Raw genomic sequence first — 20,950 nt, 5'->3', positions numbered from 1 at the left:
CGCGGCGAGCCCGCCTACGCGGTCACGGCACGGGCGATCAGATAGTCCCAGTCCGCGGCGACGGTCTCGTCGGTGGAGACGTTCGCGCCCTCGGCGAGGGCGAGCAGGTCCGAGCGGAAGTTCCGCAGTTCGTCCTCGTCCAGCCGCTCGGCCACCTTGTGCGTCGGGCCGTAGTGGGTGATGAAGAAGTCCGCGAAGTGCCCGGCCGACAGGAACCGCTGCCGCACCGACGCCGCTTCGAAGGTGAGGCTCGCCGCTTCGGGACCGAGCAGCTCTGTGATGAAGTCCTCGGTGCCCCAGCGGGTGGCGGGCCGGGCGGCGGGCGGCGGCGGGGCGTACTTGCCGGCGATCTTGAGGATCTCGCCGACGAACCCGTCCGGGGTCCAGCTCGCCAGGCCGATGTCGCCGCCGGGACGGCACACCCGCAGCAGTTCCCGCGCGGCCCGGTGGTGATCGGCGGTGAACATGACGCCGATGGCGGAAAGGACGAAGTCGAAGCTGTCGTCGTCGAACGGCAGCTCCTCGGCGTCGCCCTCGACGAAGTCGATCCGCAGACCCTCGGCCTGCGCCCGCGCGCGGGCGGTCTGCAGCAGGTCAGGGACGTAGTCCAGGCCGGTCACGGCGCAGAACCGCCGGGCGGCGGCGAGGGCCGCGTGGCCGGTTCCGGTGGCGACGTCGAGCACGGCCGCACCCGGCCGCAGCTCCACCGCATCAACCAGCGCCTCTGCCACCGGCACCGTGATCCACGCGATCCGGCCGTAGTCACCGCTTGCCCAGGTGAGCTGCTGGCGTGCCTTGAGCAGCTCCAATTCGGACGGCGCACTGATCATGTTCAATTCCTCTCGATTGGCGCGACTCGTGCCGTCACCCCCGGGACGGCACCACCGCGATAACTGTCGCCGCCGCTGCGGCGTGCGGTATCGGGAAACATCCCTAACTTGCGACGGGGCGGCCGAACGTGACCGCGTCGAGCACCGGCTGCGGTGCCGACTCGCGGAAGAAGGCGTCGGGCCGGACACCGAGCGCCCCGTTGACCGACGAGAAGGCGACGCGCAACGCAACGAACAGGAATCCGGGGTCCGTCACGAGCCCGCCTTCCTGGCGATGAACCCCGTGACGGCGATCTCGGCCCGCAGCGGCAGCCCCGCACGGACGTGCGCGGTCGCGCACCGGACCGCTTCGGCCAGAAATGCCTTCTCGCCCGTGTGCTGGATGGCCTCGTAGGCCGGCCCGGTGGCGGCGATGGTGCGGGCGTAGGTCGGCGGATCCGCGAACTCCCACGCGAAGGGAACCTCGAATCGTTCGATGTCGACGAAGCCGGCGCGGGCCAGCAGATCCTCCGCCGCACCCGGCCGGCCCAACTGCATCGCCGCCTGGTTGGCGAGTTTGGGCGGCGACGCGGCGCGAAACGGCTTGAGCGCCCAGGCGCCGGGGGAGGCCTTGATGTGGCCCCACACCGTCATTCCCAGCCGACCACCCGGGACGAGAGCCCGCAGCAGCTCCGGCAGCGCTTCCGGTGTGGTACCCCAGATGCCCCGGAAACTGGTCGCGACATCGAAACTGGCGTCCGGCCACGGCAGGTCATGCATGTCGCCGACCCGGATGTCGGCGTGCGGGGAGCGGTCACGGGCGACGGCCACCAGTCGCGGCGACGCGTCGATGCCCGCGCACGTCGCGCCGCGCAACGCGGCCAGTTCCAACGCCAGGCCGGCACCACAGGCGACGTCGAGGAGCCGGTCGTCCTGGCCGATTCCCAGCCGATGGTGTACCGAGACGTACTCCCGGCAGTTGCCCGGCTCGCTGAGCGTGGCGAAGGGCACGGCCTGGCGGCCCCAGCCCTCGTCCACGACGGTCCAATCGTTGCTCACGGCCGTTGACGCTAGGAACCCCACCGGCCGGCGGCTTGGGGACAACTCCCCAGATTGGGCCTGGCAGCGACTGTCGCCCGCCCCGAGGGTGGCGGTGAGTCCCGGGGTCGACGCGTCGGGACCGTCTGTTCACGACGGTCCGGTCAACATGGGTGGTCTTCCCCATTCATGCGCGGCGGCCGAATCCTAGCTTCGACGGGCCTGCCGATCGGCGGGCCGGCCGTGCGGTCCGCTCCAGGGCCCCGGTCCGTCGAGGAACAGGGAGTAGTGCAGATGTCCAACACCGGTCATCAGCCGGTCCAACCGACCGCCGTCGCCGCGTATGCCGCAGTCCCATCGACCCGCCCCGCCACCCTCACGTTCGGCTTCTTCGGCGCCCTCCTGGCCGGCCTGTTCAGCGTCGTCGGATCCGTGCTGCTCATCGTCAAGGCGCACGACCTGGCGGCGCGCACCGCCAGCGACATCCTGGGCGAGGACACCGAGTCCCTGCTGGGATCCGAGCTGACCGCCAGCGTGGTCGACGAGGCCGCGAACACGCTCGTCGTCCGGGGTGTGACGGGCCTGGTGTCGGCGGTGCTGGTGCTCGGCATCGCGCTCGCTGTGCGCAACGGGGCCCTGTGGGCGCGCATCGTCCTGACCGTGCTCCTGCTGGGCGGGTTGTGCGCCAACGGTCTCATGATCTCGGACGTGGCACCCGGCGCGACCAAGGCACTGGGCGGGGCGGCGATCGTGCTCGGCCTCGCCGCGGTCGTGCTGCTGTTCCTGCCGCCCACCAACCGGTACGCCAAGGCGCGCGGGCAGCGCGTGGCCTGAGCCCCGGGTGCCGGCCCGCCCGAGCGTCTCGGACGGACCGGCACACCGCAACGCGGTCGGCTGGTACGGCCCTTGGGCCGGCGCCGTGCCGGGCCGGCCCAAGGGTTGGCGTCACTGCGGCAGCGTGAACTTCTGCGCGCCGCTGCCGTTGCAGTCCCAGATCTGCATCTGAATGCCCGGTGTCGTCGACCCGTTCGGGTCGTCAAGGCACTTGTTGGCCTGCGGGTTGTAGTAGGTGTTGTCGGAGCGGTGGATGAAGACCTGGGCCGCGGTGCTGTTGCAGTCCCAGAGCTGGACCTTCGCGCCGTTGGCGGTGGAGCCGCCCGGGATGTCCAGGCACTTGCCGAACGCGCGCAGCGTGCTGCCCGCCTCGACGTAGGTCCACTGCTGCGCGCCGGTGCCGTTGCAGCCCCAGAGCTGGACGGGGGTACCGTTGGCGCTGTTGGAGGAGCGGACGTCGAGGCAGAGGCCGCCCGGGCCCTTGACGGCCTTGCCGCCGGTCGGAGGCGGTGTGGTTCCGCCGCCACCGCCACCGGCCGTGTAGGCGGCGACGTAGTCGACGATCATCGGCACGCCGGACACGGTGGAGGCGTAGGGGCCGCCGCCGAACGCGGCCGGGAAGCCGCCGCCGATCGCCACGTTGAGGATGATGAAGAACCCGTGGTGCGTGGCGTTGTTCCAGGTGGTCGCGTCGACCTGGTTGGCGTTGATGGTGAAGAAGTTGTTGCCGTCGAGGTACCACCGGATCTGCTCCGGCGACGTGCTGCGGTCCTGCTCCACCGCGTAGGTGTGGAAGCCGGTGTTGCAGCCCCCGCAGGCGCGCTCGCCGCTGCCGATGCCCGTGGTCTCGTTGCACGGGCCGCCCGGGTTGGTCCCGCAGTGCAGGGCGCCGAACACGGAGGGGCGACCGTTGATGTTCTCCAGAATGTCGATCTCGCCGATGCCCGGCCAGCCGGTCGCGCCGGTGCCGCGGGCCGCCGCGCCCAGCATCCAGAAGGCGGGCCAGTAGCCGGCGCCGTTGGAGGTGTTGACGTTCGGCTGCTGGATGCGGGCCTCGACCCGCAGCTTGCCGCCCGCCGGGGCGGCGAGGTCGGTGCGCTGGGTCTCGATGCGGCCGCTGGTCCAGTTGCCGGCGCCGTCGCGGATCGGCTTGATGGCGAGGTTGCCGTTGCCGTCGAGGTAGACGTTCTGCGTACTGTTGGTCATGTACTCGATCTCGCCGGTGCCCCAGTTGCCCGCGCCGCCGGGGTAGCCGTGGCCGATGTCGTAGAGCCAGTTGCCGGTGTTGACGCCGGTGTTCGCGGAACCGTTGAAGTCGTCCGCGAAGATCTGGGTCCAGCCGGCCGGGGTGGGCGGAACCGACGCCCCGGCGTTGGGCAGTGCCGCGATCGAGGCGGCGAGCACCACGGCAGCGCCCGCGCCGGCGAGCAGCATGGTGCGGCCGCGGAACTTGCGGCCTGTGCGTTCTTGTTGGATCTCCACAGCGAGTGTGCCCTTCTCGAGCAGTGGGCGGGGGCGGAGCGGTTGGCGGACAGGTCTGTTCACGCCCTACGTAGCGGCGTGAGAGCGCTCTCAGCATGGTGCTTGACTGGAAACCTTGTTGTCAATAACCATCAATGACTGCCGCCCGCCGCCTTCCAGGCAACGGACTCGCACAAGAGGCGACAGATACCAACGCCGCGTGACGTCCACGTGCTGGAACGTGACCGGAGGGCCGGCCGTCGCGGGCACGGCTCGACCTACGCCAAGGACGACCGGGGCGACGGCGAACCCTCGGACCCGGGGCCCAGGCGGCCGAACGAGTCGCCTCAACCCGCCGAGACGCCCGCCCACGGGTCGGGCCAGGAGCGGGGAAGCCAGGCAACGCAGCGCGTTGCGGTCACCGGCACCGGCATGAGGCCGCACGAACGCGACCGCCGCCTCCACACCGCAGGAGGACTCCCAGAACGGCGGTCATCTTGCCGGCCGCACCCGTGCTGGATCGTGCGTCAACACGGTGCGAACCGGGCTTCGAACAACCGGCTTGGTCGTTGCGGCAGTGTCAATGGGTCAGGCGCAGGCGTTCTCGCGGTAGCCGGTGGCGGGCGAGGGTGACGACCGACTGTACGGCGAGGGCGGCGATGAACGCGCTGATCGCCAGGATCACGATCCAGGACCAGATGCGGTACCCCGGCGGCCGCGCGTACTCGATCCAGTGCAGCGTGAAGGTGGCGACGGCGGCGTACGGGAAGGCGAACGCCCAGAAGCCGAGGGTGAAGGGCAGCTTGCGGTACAACCCGATGAGCCGCACCTGGACGAGGACGGCGAGCAGCGTGTAGCCGCCGAGTGCGAAGGCGACGGCGTCGACCGTGCCGTGCGTGATGGCCAGGTAGGCCAGGCCGGCGAGGGCGGGCGGCGCCGCCTCGATCGCCAGGGTCGGACGTAACGGCGGGGGCAGCGGTCCCCGCAGGTACAGCCGGGAAACGATGATCGACTCGATGAACAGCCACGACAGCAGGCCGAGGCCGAAGAACGTCCGGGCCAGCCCGGGCCAGCCGGCCAGGGCGGCGCCGATGGCCGCGATGAGCCCGCCCGCGACGGCGGGCAGCACGTACCCGGGGTGCAGCTGTTCCGGCTTGAGGCCCTCGATGACCCACTGGCCGGTCATCCAGCCGGCCACGGCGATCGTGGCGACGATGAACACCCCGAGCAGCCAGCGTCCGGCGGCCGGGCTGCTCGGCAGCAGGCCGATCGCCAGGAGCATGCCGACGATCGGAATCAGCGAGACGAACGGCCCATATCCCGGATGGGCCAGCTCGGCGCGCCAGCGCCCGGGCCGGCGCGGCACCTGTGCGACGTAGCCGGCCAGCAGCGCGAGCCAGGCCAGGGCGGCGATGGCGAACAGGATGTCGGACACGAGCGCCGGGGCCAGCCCCGTCTGCGCGGCGTACCGCCAGCCGACCGCGAGGCCGGCCGTACCATACGCGATGCCGAAGAGGTTCGGGGTGATACCGGCGTGCGAGCCGGTCGTCGGCGTGCTCATGCGGCCCCCCACGAGGTTCGACAGTCGGCCTCGGCACGTCTACCCGGAATCCTCCCGGTATCCCGCCCCGTGCGGCGCGGGGGAGCACGTGAGCCGCCGGCCCGGGCAGGCCCGCTACCCGGCGTAGATGCGTACCGCGTCGAAGCCGCGGACGGCGACGCGGCGCCGCGTGACGGCGATCGACGCGGCGAGGATCCGGCGGTCGCCGGGGTTCGGCCGGGGTACCAGCGGACTGTCCGGCAGCGGGAGACGCCACCGGACCGTCCGCGGTGCGGGCGTCGACACGCACACCAGCTCGGTGGCACTCGCCAGCAGCAGGTGGGCGTCGTCGACGTACGCGATCGCCGGCGGCTCGTCGCCGGCGTCGAGGGTGACCGGCTCGTCGCGGTGCGCGTGCTGGCCGTCCAGCCGGATCCGTTCCAGCCGGCAGCGCCGCGCGGCGTCGACGGTCACGGCGCGGACGGCCGCGGGTCCCGCGGCGACCGAGACGATCTCGCCCTCCACCGGGTACCGCCAACGCTCGTGCCCGCCGGTCAGGTCGTACCCCACCAGGTCCTCCCCGGGCGGGGGATGCTCGCGTTCCCAGGCTCGGGCCAGGTCGTCGAAGTCGATCCGGTCGGGCTCCACGTCGAGCTCCATCGCGCGGGCGACGATCGCCTCCTCGCGCAGCGCGGCCGCGGCGAGCCGGCGCCCGCGGTCCACCAGCACCAGCGAGTCGCCCACCACCGCGCCGAACGAGCGGGCCCGCTCCGGGAAGATCGGCGCCGGTGGGAGCCGCCATCGCTCGGTACCGTCGGCGACCGCCCGGCCGACGACCGTCCCGCCGACCCCGGGCCGCTCGGGCTCGGCCTCGGTGACGGCAACCTCCCCGGCCACGACGATGACCCGCTCCGGCGCCTCCCAGCGGGCCGCCCCGGTCGCGAGGTCCCGGCACTGCAGGTGCCACGATCTGGCGCGGTACACCCAGGACGCGAGGTAGGCGTCGGCACCCACCGCGAGCGGCTCCTGCCAGAGCTTGACCCCGACGTCGGCGCCGTACACGTCCAGCTCGACCTCCCGGCCCGCGGCGAGGTCGTCCTCGCGCAGGATCCGCCCGTCCGCGTCGATCAGGTACACGGTGAACGACTCGTCCCAGCGGTACACGGGCAACAGGATGCGGCCGTCCGGCAGCGGGCGCGGCAGGCCCACCTGGCTGCCCTCGGCGCCCCGCACCGCGAGCGGCATCGACACCCGGAACCGCTCCACCGCCGCGACGACGTCGAGCGCGACCAGGGCGACCAGGTCCGGCCCGGCGTCACCCGCCGCGCCGGGCGCAGGCCCTCCCGCGGCGAGCAGCAGGCCCCCGCTGATTGCCGGCGGCAGGTACGACTCGTGCCACGCGTCCGGCACCGGCAACGTCGCCACCAGCGCCGGCGGCTCCGCCGGGCAGGACCCGGGAGCCCACATGCCCGCACCGTAGCAGCCGGCACGCGGACCCTGCCGGCGACGACGTAGCATCTAGGCCGCGAATCAGCACAAACACCCCCACCATCGCGTCCGATCGCCCGCCGTGCGGGGACCCCTCGAACAATTTCGGCGGAGCGTGTCGGATCGGGGCAGCGGCGTTCGTAGCGGGGGTGACCGGCGGCCCGAGGAGCGGCCGCCCGACGACAGGAGACGATTCCGATGGCGCAGTACCTGATGTCCGTGCTCGACGAGACGGGTGGCCGCGCCACCGCGGAGGAGATGGCCGCGATCGACGTCTTCAACGAGCAGCTCCAGGCCGACGGCAACTGGGTCTTCGCCGGCGGCCTCGCGTCGCCCGGCACGGCCACCGTCGTCGACGGCCGCGACGGGGAGCCCGTGTTCACCGACGGGCCCTACGTCGAGTCGAAGGAGCACATCATCGGCTTCTGGATCGTCGATGCCCCCGACCTCGACGTGGCGCTGCGGCTCGCCGCTCTCGGGTCGAAGCACTGCAACCGCAGGGTCGAGCTCCGGCCGTTCCTGGGCGAATGACCGACGTCGGTGAGGTGATCACCCGGGTCCACCGTGCGGAGTGGAGCCGGGTGGTCGCGACCCTGGCCAGGCGCATCGGCGACCTTGACATCGCCGAGGAGATGGCCGCCGAGGCGTTCGCGGCCGCCGTCGAGCACTGGCCGGCCGGCGGCGTCCCGCCGAATCCCGGCGCCTGGCTCACCACCACCGCCCACCGCAAGGCCATCGACCGGCTCAGGCGCGAGGCCAGGCGCGAGGAGAAGCACAAGGAGGCGCTGATGCTCTCCGACACCCCCGAACCGCTCGGCGCCATCGACGACGACCGGCTCCGCCTCGTCTTCACCTGCTGCCATCCCGCCCTGTCCACGGAGGCGCGGATCGCGCTGACGCTGCGGATGGTCGGCGGGCTCACCGTGCCCGAGATCGCGCGTGCCTTCCTGGTCCAGGAGGCCGCCATGGGTCGGCGGATCACCCGCGCGAAGGAGAAGATCAAGGCGGCGAGGATCCCCTATCGCGTGCCGTCACGCGCGGACCTTCCGGCTCGGGTGGCCGGGGTGCTCGCCGTCCTCTACCTGATCTTCAATGAGGGCTACCTGGCCTCGGACCCGGGGAAGGAGGCGGTTCGCAGCGACCTGACCGCCGAGGCGATCCGGCTGACCCGCCTGGTCCGTGACCTGATGCCGACGGACGGCGAGGTCGCGGGACTCCTGGCGCTGATGCTGCTGACGGATGCCCGCCGGGCCGCGCGGGTGGCGGCGAGCGGTGAGCTCGTCGCCCTCGGCGAGCAGGACCGCGGCGCCTGGGACCGCGAGCTGATCGCCGAGGGTCACGCGCTGGTCCGCGCGCGCATCGCCTCCGGTCAGGCGCCGGGGCGGTACCAGATCCTCGCCGCGATCAACGCCGTCCACACCGATGCCCCCGACGTCCGCGACACCGACTGGTCGCAGGTGCTCGCGCTCTACGACCAGCTGGTCCGCGTCGACCCCTCGCCGATCGTGCGGCTCAACCGGGCGATCGTGGTCGCCGAGCTCGACGGGCCGCAGGTCGCGCTGGCGGAGGTCGACGGTCTGCCGCTGGCGGGCTATCACGCCTTCCACGCCGCCCGGGCCGACCTGCTGCGCCGGCTGGGCCGCAGCGCGCAGGCGCGGGCGGCGTACGACCGGGCCATCGCGCTGGCCGGCAACACCGCCGAGATCGCGTACCTGAGCCGTCGCCGCGACCAGCTGGCCGGCCCTTGACGGCTCGGCTGAACAGCCACCCGCTCAGGGCCGCGGCGGCGGGTGCCGGTGCGCGGAGCGGGTCGCGTGCAACGACGCCAGGATCCGCAGGCGGTCGGCGTCGGCGCTGTCCGGCTCGGCGGTGAAGACCAGCATGACCGGGCCGGGGTTGCCCGGCAGCGGATAGGTGTCCCAGTCCAGGACGATGTCGCCGACCTCGGGGATCCGGAAGGTCTTGGTACCGCTGACCGACGCGCGGACGTCGTGGCGGGCCCACAGCCGCCGGAACTCGGCGCTGCGGATGCTCAGCTCACCGACGATCGCGGTGGCGCGCGGATGGGTGGGGTCGGTGGCGACGGCGGCGCGCAGCATGCCGATGTAGTCCAGGGCCTGCCGCTCCCAGTCCGGGCAGCTCCGCTCGCCGGTCAGCGCGTCGTCGAACAGCAGCAGGAGCATGTTGAGCCGGTCGGGCGGGTAGGCGTCCGGGTCGCCGAGCAGCGCCTCCGCCATCGGGTTCCAGGCGAGCAGGTCGAGGTGCCGGCCGAGCACGACCGCCGGGGTGTCCATCACCCGCAGCAGCCGCCGGGTGCTGTCCGGCACCCGTTCCGGACCGTGGTCCACCCGGGCGGGCATCGGCCGGCGAGCGGCGTGGGCCAGGGCGAACAGGTGCCGGCGTTCCTCGTCGTCGAGGCCGAGCGCTTCGACGAGCGCGTCCAGGACGTCGTCGGACGGGCGTACCTCCCGGCCCTGCTCCATCCGCTGGTAGTAGTCGGTGCTCAGCCCGGCCAGCAGGGCCAGCTCCTCGCGCCGCAGCCCGGTGACCTTGCGCCGGCCGCCCGGCTCCAGGCCGACGTCGTGCGGTCGCAGCCTGCTGCGCCGGGCGCGCAGGAAGTCACCGAGCTCACGGGCGTACGGATGGGTCATGCCGCAAGTGTGCCGCCTCGCCGGGGGCCCAAGGTAGGTCCCGCAGACCTAGGCAACCGGGAACGACGGAACCGGCCCGCGGTGCTCGTAGCGTCGTCGGTCGACCGTCCCGACAGCCCCAGGAGCAGCCGATGACCGGATGGACCGCCGACCGCATCCCCGACCAGCACGGCCGGCTCGCCGTCGTGACCGGCGCCAACTCGGGCCTCGGCCTGGTCACCGCGACGGAGCTGGCCCGGCACGGCGCCCACGTCGTGCTCGCCGTCCGCAACACCGCGGCCGGCGAGGAGGCGGCCCGCCGGATCGGCGGCGGCGTCGAGGTGCGCGAGCTGGACCTGGCCTCCCTCGACTCGGTTCGCGCGTTCGCCGCGAAGCTGGCCGCCGACCACCCGGCGATCGACCTGCTGGTCAACAACGCCGGCGTGGTGCTGCTCGGCCCGCGCCGAACCTCCGCCGACGGCTTCGAGCTGCAGCTCGGCACCAACATGCTGGGCCACTTCGCGCTGACCGGCCTGCTGCTCGGCAAGCTGGCCGCGGCGCGGGAACCCCGGGTGGTCAGTCTCAGCTCGATCACCCACAAGAACGCACACCTCGACTTCGACGACCTGATGTTCGAGCGTGACTACCGGGCCGCTGCCGCCTACGGCCGGTCGAAGCTCGCCACCACGGTCTTCGGCGTCGAGCTGGACCGCCGCCTGCGCGCCGCCGGATCGCCGATCGTCAGCGCGCTGGCCCACCCCGGTCTCACCCGCACCAACCTGACGCCGCGCGCCTGGGAGCACCGTGGCCGGCTCGGCCAGGTGGTCGCGTGGCTCGGCCTGCTGGCCACCCAGTCGGTGGAGCAGGGCGCGCTGCCGCAGCTGCGCGCCGCGACCGAGCCCGGTGTGCGCGGCGGCCAGTTCTTCGGCCCGTCCGGGCTCTGGGAGACGCGCGGCCGGGTCACCGAGGCCCGGCTCAGCCGGGAGGCGGCCGATCCGGCCGTCGGTGAGCGGCTCTGGGCGGCGGCCGAGGACCTGACCGGCGTCAGCTACCTCTGACCGGCTGCCGCGCCGGTTCCATTCGGCCAGTCGGCCTCCGCACCCGGCCGGTCCTGGCCACCCGTGGGCAGTCGCACGCTGAGGGACGTGCCGCAGCCGGGCGGGCTGGTCAGCAACAGCGTGCCGCCGAGTGCCTCGACGCGGTCGCGCACCCCGGCCAGGCCGGAGCCCTGACGCGGATCCGCACCACCGGTGCCGTCGTCGCGGACGGTCACGCTGAGGACCTCGCCCTGCGCTGCTCCGTCCGGGCCCGATCCGTCGGCGACGATGTCGAGGTCCACGTCGATCATCGAGGCGCCGGCGTGCTTTGCGGAGTTGGCGAGTGCCTCGGAGACCACGTAGTAGGCGGCGACCTCGACGTAGGCGGGCAGGCGACGGTTCGGCGCGTGGTTGACCGCCACCGGGACCGGGGAGCGGCGCGCGAGCGCCTTGATCGCGGGGCCCAGGCCACCCTGGGAGAGCAGCGCCGGATGGATGCCGCGGACGATCCGCTGGAGGTCGTCGAAGGCGCCGGACAGCCCCGCGGCGGTGTCCAGCAGCCGGGACCGCAGCTCGCCGAGCTCCTTGGGCACCAGCGCCTCGGCGAAGCGCAGTTCGAGCCCGAGCGAGATGAGCCGTTGCTGCACGCTGTCGTGCAGGTCGCGTTCGATGCCGCGGCGGGCTTCGTCCGCGGCGAAGACGAGCCGGGCTCGTGACGCGGTGAGCTCCGCACGGCTCTCCGAATTGGCGATCGCGGTCGCGACGAGCCCGGTGAACTGGGCGAGCTCGTGCTCGGTGCCGGGTGGCGGCGGGCCGGTCCGGCCCCACAGGGCGACGAGGGCGCCCCAGACCTGGCCGTCGACGATGATCGGCGCGCCGACCGAGGCGTGGATGCCCAAACCACGGGCGAGGTCGGCCAGCGTGCCGCTGCTGCCCTCGTACGAGTCCAGGCGGGCCGGACGGGAGCCGCGCAGCACCAGCCCGGCGACGCCGCCGGAGGAGTCGAGCCGCCTGCCCAGCATCGGCTCGGCGCCCGGCTTTCTGTTGTACTCGGCGACGACGGTCACCGTGCTGGGACCCTCCCGGTGCAGCACCGCCGTGGAGTCCGCGCCGAACAGCTCGGCCGCCTCGGCGGCGACCGCGCCGGTGAGCTCCGCGGGAGCGACGCCGTGGGCCACGAGCTCCGCCACCCGCCGCAGCGCCGCCTGCTGGGTGAGGAGCGCCTGCAGCTCGGTCCGGCTCTCCTGCAGCGAACTGCCGGCCCGCAACACCGTCGCGAGCCCGGGCACGACCCCGTCCCGCAGCCGTCCCACGACGCGGTCCGGCAGGTCGGCGGGCACGACGAGCGCGCCGGGCCGCAGCGGCAGCTGGATCCGGTCCCCGCGTGGCGGGACCGTGCCGACCTCGATCGCCGCGTACGGCAGCTGCATCGCCCGTGCGATCCGGTTGGAGACCTCGGGAAGTACCGCTCCCACATCCTCGGCGCCGAGGATGAGCTGGGTCAGGTCGGCGACCGCGTCGGTCTCCCGGCGCCGTTCGTTGGTCTCGGCCGCCCGGGCGCGGGCCAGCTGCGCCACCGAACTGGCGACCCCGGCGACCATGAGGTACACGGACAGCGCGAGCCAGTCCCGCCAGTCGTTCGCCTCGAAGCGTCCGACCGGCGGGGTGTGGAAGTAGTCGAGCGCGAGCCCGCTGGCGATCGACGTCGCCACGCCCAGCCACAGGCCCCACACCGTGGAGACGACGAGCACACCGGGCAGGTAGACGACGGCCAGGGCCCCGATGGGAGCGAGCTCCCGGAGCGGATAGACGAGCAGGGTCTCCACGACGACGAACCCGACGCCGACCACGATCCCTATGGCGAGCGGCGGCGGACTGAGCCGTACCAGCCACGCACCTAGGCGTCCCCGCATCATCGGTCCTCTTCTCGAACACGTCGGTTCCGCCGTGGGGCGGGACAGCCGGAGTGGGTCGAGCGAAGACAACGACTCGATGGTAGGGCGGCGGGCACTGAACGCCGGATTCGTGGCGGTCCGGGTGCTGCGGACCACCCGATGATTCACCCGAGGGGGAGCTGCACGGTTGCCGTGCAGCCGGCGTTCGGGCGCGACCGGACATCGAGGTTCCCGCCCGCATCGGCGACCGCCTGTGCGATGAGCGCGAGGCCGAAGTGGCCCGGCGCCGGCGGCTGCCGCGGGTCGAAGCCCACGCCGTCGTCGTGGACGGTCAGGCGCAGCGGGTCGGCGATCGTGAGCGCGACGGTGACCGTGCCGGGGCGGCCGTGCCGGACGGCGTTGCGGACCAGTTCGCGGGCGCTGCGGGCGATGAGCAGCGCGTGGCCGTCGGTCAGGTCCGGCGGGCGCTCGTCGCCCGTGACGCGCACGTCGAGCGCGACGGCGTCCGGCACGGCGGCGCGCAGCAGCGCCGGCAGCCGGCTCGCCAGCTCCGCGGCGCTCAGCGTCTGCGGCAGGATGTCGTCGGTGAGCGTGCGCAGGTCGCGGATGCTGTCCCGGACGATGGTGCGGGCCAGCGGCGCCGCCGGGTCCACGGACAGCACGACGTTGGCGGCGGCCAGCTGCTGGATCGGCCCGTCGTGCAGCCGCTGGGCGAGCTCGCGGCGCTCCCGTTCGGCCGCCGTCATCGCCAGCGTGGCCAGGGCGGCGTCGCGCTCGGCGCGTTGCCGCGCCCGGCGCGCCGCGGCCAGGCTCAGCGGCAACGTGGCCAGGCCGAGGCCGAGCACGCCGGCCAGCAGTGGCGGCAGCTGCGTCGCGACCGCGGTGAGGGTCTGGGGGCTGACCGGCACGTACGCCTCGAGGCTCATCGAGTTGCCCGCGGCGTCGCGGAAGTCCAGGAAGGCCTCCCGCAGCCCGCGGCGGTGGGCCGCCTCGTAGCGGTGCTCACCGTCGTCGGGAACGTCGTGGCTGCCCAGCCCGCCCGAGCCGATCGACCGCAGCGGTTCGGTGTCCCGGATCCGCGTCGTGCCCTCCAGGCCGGGCACGTCCGAGACGACGATCCGGGCCAGGTCTCCGTCGACGATCCACAGCTTGACCCGGTAGAGCGTGCCGGAGCGCAGGAACGGGTCCAGGCGGTCCAGGACCGCCGTGCGGTCGTACCCGGCGGGCCTGGCGAAGTCGTACTCCGCGAGGCTCGTGATCACCGCGTCCGCGACGGTCTTCGACACCTGCGTCGCGTCGCGGCCGGTCTGCTGCTGCCCGGTCCGCCAGGCGCCGGCCGTCGACCCGGCCGTGACCACGGCGGCGGCGAGCCCGGTGAGGGCGGCGTGCCGCAGCAGGGCCCGGCGCCGAGCGGCCCGGGCGGGCGCCCCGCTCATCGGAAGCGGTCCGCGCGCGCCAGAAGGCCGAGCCGGTCGGCGGTCAGCACGGCGTCGAGCTGCGACTGCACGCCGAGCTTGGTCCGGATGGTCTTGATGTAGTCGCGGACCGTGTGGACCGACAGCTCCAGCGCGCCCGCGATCCGCGTCGCGTCCTGGCCGGAGGCGAGCAGTGCGAGCACCTCGCGCTCGCGCGGGCTGAGCCGGGGAACGTCGGCGGGATCGGGCGGCGAGGGTCCGTCGGCGCCGCGGATCGCGTCGAGCACGCTGTGCAGGGCGTCGTCCTTGGGCAGGAACGCGTCGGCACCGGCGCGCCGGGCGCGCTCGGCGAGACCGGGCTGGTCGTGGCCGGTCAGGACGATCAGCTGGGCGGCCGGGCGCAGCGCTCGCAACTGCCCGACGACGCTGAGCCCACCGCCGTCGGGCAGGTTCACGTCGACGACGGCCACGTCGAAGTCGCAGGCCGCGGCCGCGTCGAGGGCGCCGCGCACCGAGCCGGCAACGGCCGCGCAGTGCAGATCCGGCTGGGCGTCGAGCGCGAACGCGAGCGCCTCGGCGAAGACGCGGTGGTCGTCGACGAGAAGGACGGCCCTGGTGGGCGCGCGACGCGCGACGGACCGCATGGTCAGATCGGCTCCTTCGCAGGCCCCCACATTTTGGGGGGTTGGCGTCATATGGAAGCACCGGCAGGGTGATTTAGGCAAGCCTAACCTTCATATGCGCCGATCCTTACCGAAGGAACCCTCTGTGTTGATCAACCGTGTCGGTGTCCGCCGCCGCCTGCTGCCGGTGCTTGCCGTGCCGGTCGTGCTCACGCTCCTGGCCGCCTGCGGTGACGGCGCGCCGGAGCCGGCGGGCGCCTCGTCCTCGCCGGGTGCCGCCCTCGACCGCAACGTGACGCTGATGCTGTACAACGCGCAGCACGACACCGTCGCCAAGGCCTGGGTCGACGCGTTCACCGCCAAGACCGGTATCAAGGTCCAGATCCGGCAGGGCAGCGACCTGGAGATCGCCAACCAGCTCGTGGCCGAGGGAGCCGGCTCACCCGCCGACGTGTTCCTCACCGAGAACTCGCCGGCCATGTCGCTGGTCGAGAACGCCGGCCTGTTCGTGCCGATCGACCCGGCGACCCTGGCGCAGGTGCCCGCCGAGTACGCGCCGTCCACCGGCAAGTGGGTCGGCATCGCCGCACGGTCGACCGTCCTGGCGTACAACCCGGAGAAGATCAGCGAGGCGGACCTGCCGAAATCGATCATGGACCTGCAGGACCCGAAGTGGAAGGACCGCTACGGCGCGGCCCCCAAGGGTGCGGACTTCCAGGCGATCGTCAGCGCGATGCTCGAGCTCAAGGGCGAGGCGGCCACGAGCGCGTGGCTGGCCGCGCTGAAGGCCAACGGCCAGGCGTTCACCGGCAACAGCGCGGCGATGAAGGCGGTCAACGCCGGCACCGCCACCACCGCGATCATCTACCACTACTACTGGTACGGCGACCAGGCCAAGACCAAGGAGAACAGCAAGAACGTCAAGCTGCAGTACTTCGGCAACGGCGACCCCGGCGCGTTCGTCAGCATCTCCGGTGGCGGCGTGCTCAAGTCGAGCAAGCACCAGGCCGAGGCGCAGGCCCTGGTCAACTTCATCACGAGCAAGGAAGCCCAGACGGCGCTCGCCGCCGGCACCTCGTTCGAGTACTCGGTCGGCAAGGACGTCGCCTCCAACGCCGCGCTCAAGCCCCTGACCGAGCTCAACGCGCCGAAGGTCGACCCCTCGAAGCTCAACAGCAAGAAGGTCGTCGACCTGATGACCACGGCCGGACTCATCTGAGCCGTTGTCCGTGCCGCACATCAACGCAGCGACCGCAGCCGCCGCACGGTGGCTGCGGTCGCTGCCGCCGCTGCGCCTGCTCGCCCTGTGCATCCCGGTCGCGGTGTTCGCGGCGATCCCGTTGCTGCTCATCGGGTTCTACTCGGTCCAGGCCGGCTGGTCCGGCATCCGACCACTCGTCTTCCGGCCGCTCATCGCCGAGCTGCTCGGCAACACCCTGGCGCTGTGCGGCACGGCCACGGCGGGCTGCGTGGCGCTCGGCACCGCCCTGGCGTGGCTGGTCGAACGCACGTCGCTGCCCTGGCGCTCGGCGTGGCTCGCGGTCCTGTCCGCCCCGCTGACGATCCCGGCGTTCATCAACAGCTACGCCTGGATCACCGTCCAGCCCGGTCTCCACGGGCTGACCGGCTCGACGATCGTGGCGACGCTGTCGTACTACCCGCTCGTGCTGCTGCCGGTCGCGGCGGCGGTGCGCGGCCTGGACCCCGCGACCGAGGAGTCGGCCCGGGCCCTCGGCTCCGGCCCGGTGTCCGTGTTCGTCCGGGTGGTGCTGCCGCGGCTGCGGCCCGCCCTGCTCGGCGGGGCGCTGCTGGTCGCGCTGCACCTGCTGGCCGAGTACGGCGCGATCGAGCAGCTGCGCTATCCGACCTTCGCGACGGCGATCATCGCGCAGTACCAGTCGACCTTCGCCTCGACGGCCGCGAACGTCCTCGCCGCCGTGCTCGTGGTGTGCTGCCTGGCGTTCGTGACGATCGAGGTGCTGCTGCGCGGCCGCGTCCGCACGGCCCGGCTCGGCTCGGGCACGCCCCGGCCGGCGGTCCCCGTGCGCCTGGGCCGGTGGACGGCACCGGTGATCCTGGCGCTGCTGGGGCTGCTCGGGCTGGCGATCGGCGTCCCGGCGTACAGCGTCGGGCACTGGCTCACGTACAGCACCGCCGACGCGTGGGCGGTCGACGCACTGGTGCCGGCGCTGTGGAGCACGGCGCAGCTCGGCGCGCTCGCCGCGGGCGCCGCCGTCGTCGCCGGATTCCCGATGGCCTGGCTGGCGGTGCGGCATCGCAGCGGCCTGACCACCGTGCTGGAGCGCGGCACCTACCTGGCCAGCGCCGTCCCCGGCGTCGTCGTCGGGCTGGCGCTGGTGAGCGTGTCGATCCGGTACGCCCGTCCGCTGTACCAGACGACGAGCCTGGCGGTCGCCGCATACGTCATGCTGTTCCTGCCCCGGGCGATGGTGAGCCTGCGCTCGGCGATCGGCCAGGCGCCCCCGGGCCTCGACGAGGCGTCGCGCGCGCTGGGCCACTCGGCGCCGGCCACGTTCCGGCGGGTGACGGTCCCGCTCACGGCGCCGGGCATCCTGGCCGGCGCCGCCCTCGTATTCCTCGCGGTGTCCACCGAGCTGACCGCCACGCTGCTGCTGGCGCCCACCGGAACCCACACCCTCGCCACCGAGTTCTGGGCGGCGACCTCCGAGATCGACTACCCGCGGGCCGCGCCCTACGCGGTCTGCCTGATCCTGCTGTCGGTGCCGGCGGCGTACCTGTTGCTGCGCCAGTCCACCAAGGGAACCGCGTCATGAGCACACTGTCGATCCGGGATCTGCACAAGAGCTATGGCGCGGTCCGGGTGCTCGCGGGAGCCGGCCTCGATGCCGCCGACGGCACGAGCACCGCGATCCTCGGCCCGTCGGGCTGCGGCAAGACGACCCTGCTGCGGCTGGTCGCCGGGTTCGACCGGCCCGACGCCGGCACCATCGTTCTCGCCGGTCGCGAGGTCACGGCCGGGCGCCGCGGCCTCGCCCCCGACAAGCGCGACATCGGCTACGTCGCCCAGGAGGGCGCCCTGTTCCCGCACCTCACCGTGCACGCGAACATCGCCTACGGCCTGTCCCGGCGCACGACGACCGCCTCGGCCCGCCGCTCCCGGGTCGGTGAACTCCTGGAACTGGTCAGCCTCGACCAGGCGCTGTCCCGCCGGTACCCGCACGAGCTCTCCGGCGGCCAGCAGCAGCGGGTCGCGCTGGCCCGCGCGCTCGCCCGCCGCCCCGCCCTGGTCCTGCTCGACGAGCCGTTCTCGTCGCTGGACACCGCACTGCGCGCGGCGACCCGCGCGGCGGTCGCCGCCGCGCTGCGGGCCGCCGGCGTCACCACGCTGCTCGTCACGCATGACCCGGCCGAGGCGCTGGCCCTGGCCGACCAGGTGGCGGTCATGCACCGCGGCGCGTTCGCCCAGGCCGGACCGGCTCGCGACGTGTACGCCCGCCCGGCCGACCTCGACACCGCCCGCCTGCTCGGCCCCGGCAGCATCCTGCCCGGCACGGTCACCGCCGGTGCGGCGGTGTGCGCCCTCGGCGTCCTGCCCATCGCCGAGCCCCGCCCGGACGGCGACGCGGACGTCTTCGTCCGCCCCGGCCAGGTACGGCTCGGCGGTACCGGAGCGCCGGCAACCGTCGTCGCCGCCGAGTTCCTCGGCGCCGACACGATGCTCACCCTCCGGCTGGCCGACGGCAGCACGCTCGACGCCCGCGTCGACGGCACCGTCACCCACGGCGTCGGCACGTCCGTCACGGTCGACGTGATCGGCGCCGTGCACGCGTATCCACGGCGCGTCGTGGGGGAGCGGGGCGTCACCGCGGCAGCGCCCGGGCTCGGTGCCGCGTAGCCAGGAGGTAGTCAGACGCGCAGCGCGTGGATCGCGAGCTCGGCGAAGCGACGGGAGGCGGACAGCCGAGCCCGGTCCGAAGCGGCGTGAAGTCCTCCGTTGGCCATCAGGAGGAGCACGACGTCGTTCACGCCCACGTCGCGCCGCATCCGGCCGGTCTCCATGGCCCGGCCCATGAGGACGGTGAGCAGGCCAATCGCCTGCTCGCGCGCCGCGGCCAGGTCGAACGCCCTCGGGAACGCCGCGAACAGGGCCGCGGTGGCGGCGCGACTGCGGGCATGCAGCGCGAACAGGTTCTCGACCGCCAGGCACAGGCCGTGCCACGGGTCGGGGTCGGCGAGCCCGTCCTCGATGATGGCGTGGCACGCGTACACCTGCGGCCTGAACGCCTCCGCCACCAGCACCTGTTTCGTCGGGAATCGGCGGTACACCGTGGCCGGACCGACCCCCGCCCGCCGGGCGATCTCGCGCATCGGCACGTCGAGCCCGTCCGCGGCGAACAGCGCCCGCGCCGCGTCGAGGATCCGCGCACGGTTGTCGGCCGCGTCCGACCGCAGCGACTGAGACAAACGGCCTCCCACCACCCTCACATTACCCAGCCGGACCTCGCAGTCCGGTTAGTGTTCCGGCGATCGGTGATGCTGATCGTTCGGAAGAGGAGGACACCGGTGCGGGCGGTCTCGATCAGGCGGTTCGGCGACCCGGACGGGCTCGCGGTCATCGACGCGGCCGCCCCGGTTCCCGGGCGGGGGCAGGTGTTGATCGCCACCGAGGCCATCGGCGTCGGCGGCGTCGACGTGGTGATCCGGCGCGGAGATCTCGCCGCCTACGGCTTCCGGGAGGGTCACGTTCCCGGTGGCGAGGTCGCCGGCACGGTGACCGCGGTCGGCGGCGGTGTCGACCCGTCGTGGGTCGGCCGGCGGGTGTGGGCGGCCACCGGCACCGGTGGCGGATACGCCGAGCAGGCCGTCGCACCGGTCGACGATCTCTGCCCCCTGCCGGCGGACCTGCCGGCCGTCGCATCGGTGGCGCTCGGCAGCGCCGGGATCGTGGCCCACTTCGGCCTGGCCCACGCGCATCTCGCCGCCGGCGAATCCGTCCTGGTGCGCGGCGCGGCCGGCAGCATCGGCATCATGACGGTCCAGCTGGCCGTGCTCGCCCGGGCCGGTGCGGTCGCGGTCACCACCGCGTCGCCCGAGCGCGGCCGGAGGCTGCGGGAGCTCGGTGCCACCCACACGCTGGACCGGTCCGGCGGCGGCGAGGACTCGCCGGCCGGGTTCGACGTCATCATCGACGTGGTGGCGGGTGGCGCGATGCCGTCCTTCTTCGACCGGCTCAACCCCAACGGCCGGCTCGTCGTCGTCGGGGCGGTCGGCGGCCAGCCACCCGACAACTTCGGCACGAGCATGATGGCCGCGTTCCAGCGATCGCTGTCGTTCGCGACCTTCAGCAGCGCCACCGTGCCCGGCTCGCTGCGGCAGGCCGTGCGCAGCCGGCAGTTCGCGGCCGCAGCACGCGGAGAACTCCACACCGTGGTCCACGAGATCCTGCCGCTGGCGCACGCCGCGCAGGCGCACCGGAAGATGGACGCGGGCGAGGTCTTCGGCCGGATCGTGTTGACGCCGTAGCTGCCCGGGAGCCGCCCGGAAGCTGCCCTGACGCTCCCTCACAGGATCACTCGGGGCTGGTCGCCGAACGGGCACGGCCGGCGACGAACGCGTGTGTCAGGGTGCCGGCGAGCAACCGACCGGCCTCGGCGGCGGTTCGGCGTCCGACCAGCACTTCCTCGTTGGCCGCGCGGCCGAGTCCATGGATCATCGCGTACATCCACTCGGGGGGCAGATCGGTGCGCAGCTCGCCCCGCTCGGCGGCCCCGATCAGCCACATCAGCAGCGGCTCATCGGCGGCGGGGTGCCGCAGCGGCGCATCGGTGACGCTGCCGGAACGGCTGTCGAGGAACCGGTAGCGTTCTCCGACCCGGATGATCCCGGGGCCGAGCCGATCGAACACTTCGGCGGCCGTGGCGTCCGGTGTGATCGCGGTCGTGACGACGGCCCTTTCCTGCTCGACGACGAGGTCGATGAGCGCCTGGATGAGGTGTTCGCGGGTCGGGAAGTGTCGATAGACGGTGATTCGAGCCACGCCGGACTCCGCGGCGATCTGCCGCATGCTCGCCTCCGGGTCGGTCGCGAGTATCCGGATCGCTGCGGCGATCACCGCGTCCCGGTTGCGCCGGGCATCCAACCGAAGTGCCTGTTCGTTCGCGCTGAGATCACTGGCGTCGCCCACGAATAAATGATACA

At 73.2% G+C, this 20,950-nt stretch carries 20 protein-coding genes; 8 read left to right on the top strand and 12 right to left on the bottom strand.

The window, feature by feature from the left end; genetic code table 11:
* Positions 1 to 14: 14 nt before the first annotated feature.
* The 3 genes from IEZ31_RS14470 to IEZ31_RS14460 form a co-directional block, all read right to left on the bottom strand.
* A complete protein-coding gene (locus IEZ31_RS14470) occupies positions 15 to 830 on the bottom strand; it encodes a class I SAM-dependent methyltransferase (RefSeq protein WP_190250347.1) in 816 nt (271 codons plus the stop codon).
* 103 nt (positions 831 to 933) lie between these two features.
* Positions 934 to 1,086, bottom strand: coding sequence for a hypothetical protein (locus IEZ31_RS14465; RefSeq protein WP_190250346.1), 153 nt, complete (start codon positions 1,084 to 1,086; stop codon positions 934 to 936).
* The gene (locus IEZ31_RS14460) at positions 1,083 to 1,868 is read right to left on the bottom strand and encodes a class I SAM-dependent methyltransferase (RefSeq protein WP_190250345.1); all 786 of its coding nucleotides are present in this window, start codon (positions 1,866 to 1,868) and stop codon (positions 1,083 to 1,085) included. The genes IEZ31_RS14465 and IEZ31_RS14460 overlap by 4 nt, the downstream gene beginning before the upstream one ends.
* Before the next feature lie 273 nt (positions 1,869 to 2,141).
* On the opposite strand from IEZ31_RS14460, the gene IEZ31_RS14455 reads away from it, so the two are divergent.
* Positions 2,142 to 2,681, top strand: a complete 540-nt coding sequence (locus tag IEZ31_RS14455) for a hypothetical protein (RefSeq protein WP_190250344.1) — start codon at positions 2,142 to 2,144, stop codon at positions 2,679 to 2,681.
* 111 nt (positions 2,682 to 2,792) lie between these two features.
* On the opposite strand, the gene IEZ31_RS14450 is transcribed toward IEZ31_RS14455, so the two are convergent.
* From IEZ31_RS14450 to IEZ31_RS14440, 3 genes are all read right to left on the bottom strand, one after another.
* Positions 2,793 to 4,163 (bottom strand): ricin-type beta-trefoil lectin domain protein, encoded by a 1,371-nt coding sequence (locus IEZ31_RS14450; protein ID WP_229835005.1) that lies wholly within the window; start codon positions 4,161 to 4,163, stop codon positions 2,793 to 2,795.
* Between the two features lie 559 nt (positions 4,164 to 4,722).
* On the bottom strand, positions 4,723 to 5,703 hold the full coding sequence (locus IEZ31_RS14445; protein WP_190250343.1) for an SLAC1 family transporter: 981 nt from the start codon (positions 5,701 to 5,703) through the stop codon (positions 4,723 to 4,725).
* A 114-nt stretch (positions 5,704 to 5,817) separates the two neighbouring features.
* Positions 5,818 to 7,149 (bottom strand): hypothetical protein, encoded by a 1,332-nt coding sequence (locus IEZ31_RS14440; protein ID WP_190250342.1) that lies wholly within the window; start codon positions 7,147 to 7,149, stop codon positions 5,818 to 5,820.
* 219 nt (positions 7,150 to 7,368) lie between these two features.
* Here IEZ31_RS14440 and IEZ31_RS14435 point away from each other — a divergent pair, with 219 nt between their 5' ends.
* Together IEZ31_RS14435 and IEZ31_RS14430 are read left to right on the top strand one after the other, a co-directional pair.
* Entirely contained in the window at positions 7,369 to 7,701 is a 333-nt protein-coding gene (locus tag IEZ31_RS14435) for a YciI family protein (protein ID WP_190250341.1), read from the top strand.
* Positions 7,698 to 8,918 (top strand): RNA polymerase sigma factor, encoded by a 1,221-nt coding sequence (locus tag IEZ31_RS14430; RefSeq protein ID WP_190250340.1) that lies wholly within the window; start codon positions 7,698 to 7,700, stop codon positions 8,916 to 8,918. Before IEZ31_RS14435 ends, IEZ31_RS14430 begins: the two co-directional genes overlap by 4 nt.
* Positions 8,919 to 8,942: 24 nt before the next feature.
* Here IEZ31_RS14430 and IEZ31_RS14425 read toward each other — a convergent pair whose 3' ends face one another.
* The gene (locus IEZ31_RS14425) at positions 8,943 to 9,821 is read right to left on the bottom strand and encodes a helix-turn-helix transcriptional regulator (RefSeq protein WP_190250339.1); all 879 of its coding nucleotides are present in this window, start codon (positions 9,819 to 9,821) and stop codon (positions 8,943 to 8,945) included.
* A gap of 131 nt (positions 9,822 to 9,952) precedes the next feature.
* Here IEZ31_RS14425 and IEZ31_RS14420 point away from each other — a divergent pair, with 131 nt between their 5' ends.
* Complete coding sequence (locus IEZ31_RS14420) at positions 9,953 to 10,858, top strand: oxidoreductase (RefSeq protein ID WP_190250338.1); 906 nt, start codon at positions 9,953 to 9,955, stop codon at positions 10,856 to 10,858.
* Here IEZ31_RS14420 and IEZ31_RS14415 read toward each other — a convergent pair.
* The 3 genes from IEZ31_RS14415 to IEZ31_RS14405 form a co-directional block, all read right to left on the bottom strand.
* Entirely contained in the window at positions 10,849 to 12,753 is a 1,905-nt protein-coding gene (locus tag IEZ31_RS14415) for a sensor histidine kinase (protein ID WP_190250337.1), read from the bottom strand. The two genes, IEZ31_RS14420 and IEZ31_RS14415, sit on opposite strands and share 10 nt — an antisense overlap.
* A 143-nt stretch (positions 12,754 to 12,896) precedes the next feature.
* Positions 12,897 to 14,168 carry a sensor histidine kinase gene (locus IEZ31_RS14410; protein ID WP_190250336.1) on the bottom strand — a complete coding sequence of 424 codons (1,272 nt, stop codon included), beginning with the start codon at positions 14,166 to 14,168 and terminating at the stop codon, positions 12,897 to 12,899.
* The gene (locus IEZ31_RS14405; protein ID WP_190250335.1) at positions 14,165 to 14,791 is read right to left on the bottom strand and encodes a response regulator transcription factor; all 627 of its coding nucleotides are present in this window, start codon (positions 14,789 to 14,791) and stop codon (positions 14,165 to 14,167) included. Before IEZ31_RS14405 ends, IEZ31_RS14410 begins: the two co-directional genes overlap by 4 nt.
* Before the next feature lie 124 nt (positions 14,792 to 14,915).
* On the opposite strand from IEZ31_RS14405, the gene IEZ31_RS14400 reads away from it, so the two are divergent.
* From IEZ31_RS14400 to IEZ31_RS14390, 3 genes are read left to right on the top strand one after another with little or no spacing between them, the layout of a single operon-like run.
* Entirely contained in the window at positions 14,916 to 15,989 is a 1,074-nt protein-coding gene (locus IEZ31_RS14400) for an iron ABC transporter substrate-binding protein (protein WP_229834997.1), read from the top strand.
* Positions 15,990 to 15,999: 10 nt separating this feature from the next.
* Positions 16,000 to 17,565 carry an ABC transporter permease gene (locus tag IEZ31_RS14395; RefSeq protein WP_229834990.1) on the top strand — a complete coding sequence of 522 codons (1,566 nt, stop codon included), beginning with the start codon at positions 16,000 to 16,002 and terminating at the stop codon, positions 17,563 to 17,565.
* Positions 17,562 to 18,647, top strand: a complete 1,086-nt coding sequence (locus tag IEZ31_RS14390) for an ABC transporter ATP-binding protein (protein WP_190250332.1) — start codon at positions 17,562 to 17,564, stop codon at positions 18,645 to 18,647. Before IEZ31_RS14395 ends, IEZ31_RS14390 begins: the two co-directional genes overlap by 4 nt.
* Before the next feature lie 11 nt (positions 18,648 to 18,658).
* On the opposite strand, the gene IEZ31_RS14385 is transcribed toward IEZ31_RS14390, so the two are convergent.
* The gene (locus IEZ31_RS14385) at positions 18,659 to 19,216 is read right to left on the bottom strand and encodes a TetR/AcrR family transcriptional regulator (RefSeq protein WP_229834988.1); all 558 of its coding nucleotides are present in this window, start codon (positions 19,214 to 19,216) and stop codon (positions 18,659 to 18,661) included.
* 99 nt (positions 19,217 to 19,315) lie between these two features.
* Here IEZ31_RS14385 and IEZ31_RS14380 point away from each other — a divergent pair, with 99 nt between their 5' ends.
* Positions 19,316 to 20,275, top strand: a complete 960-nt coding sequence (locus IEZ31_RS14380; protein WP_190250330.1) for a zinc-binding dehydrogenase — start codon at positions 19,316 to 19,318, stop codon at positions 20,273 to 20,275.
* Between the two features lie 46 nt (positions 20,276 to 20,321).
* On the opposite strand, the gene IEZ31_RS14375 is transcribed toward IEZ31_RS14380, so the two are convergent.
* A complete protein-coding gene (locus IEZ31_RS14375; RefSeq protein ID WP_190250329.1) occupies positions 20,322 to 20,936 on the bottom strand; it encodes a TetR/AcrR family transcriptional regulator in 615 nt (204 codons plus the stop codon).
* Positions 20,937 to 20,950 lie beyond the last annotated feature (14 nt).

This window comes from Dactylosporangium sucinum (assembly GCF_014647515.1).
In the GTDB taxonomy this organism is placed as follows: domain Bacteria; phylum Actinomycetota; class Actinomycetes; order Mycobacteriales; family Micromonosporaceae; genus Dactylosporangium; species Dactylosporangium sucinum.
This window is presented reverse-complemented; position numbering and strand designations above follow the sequence as displayed.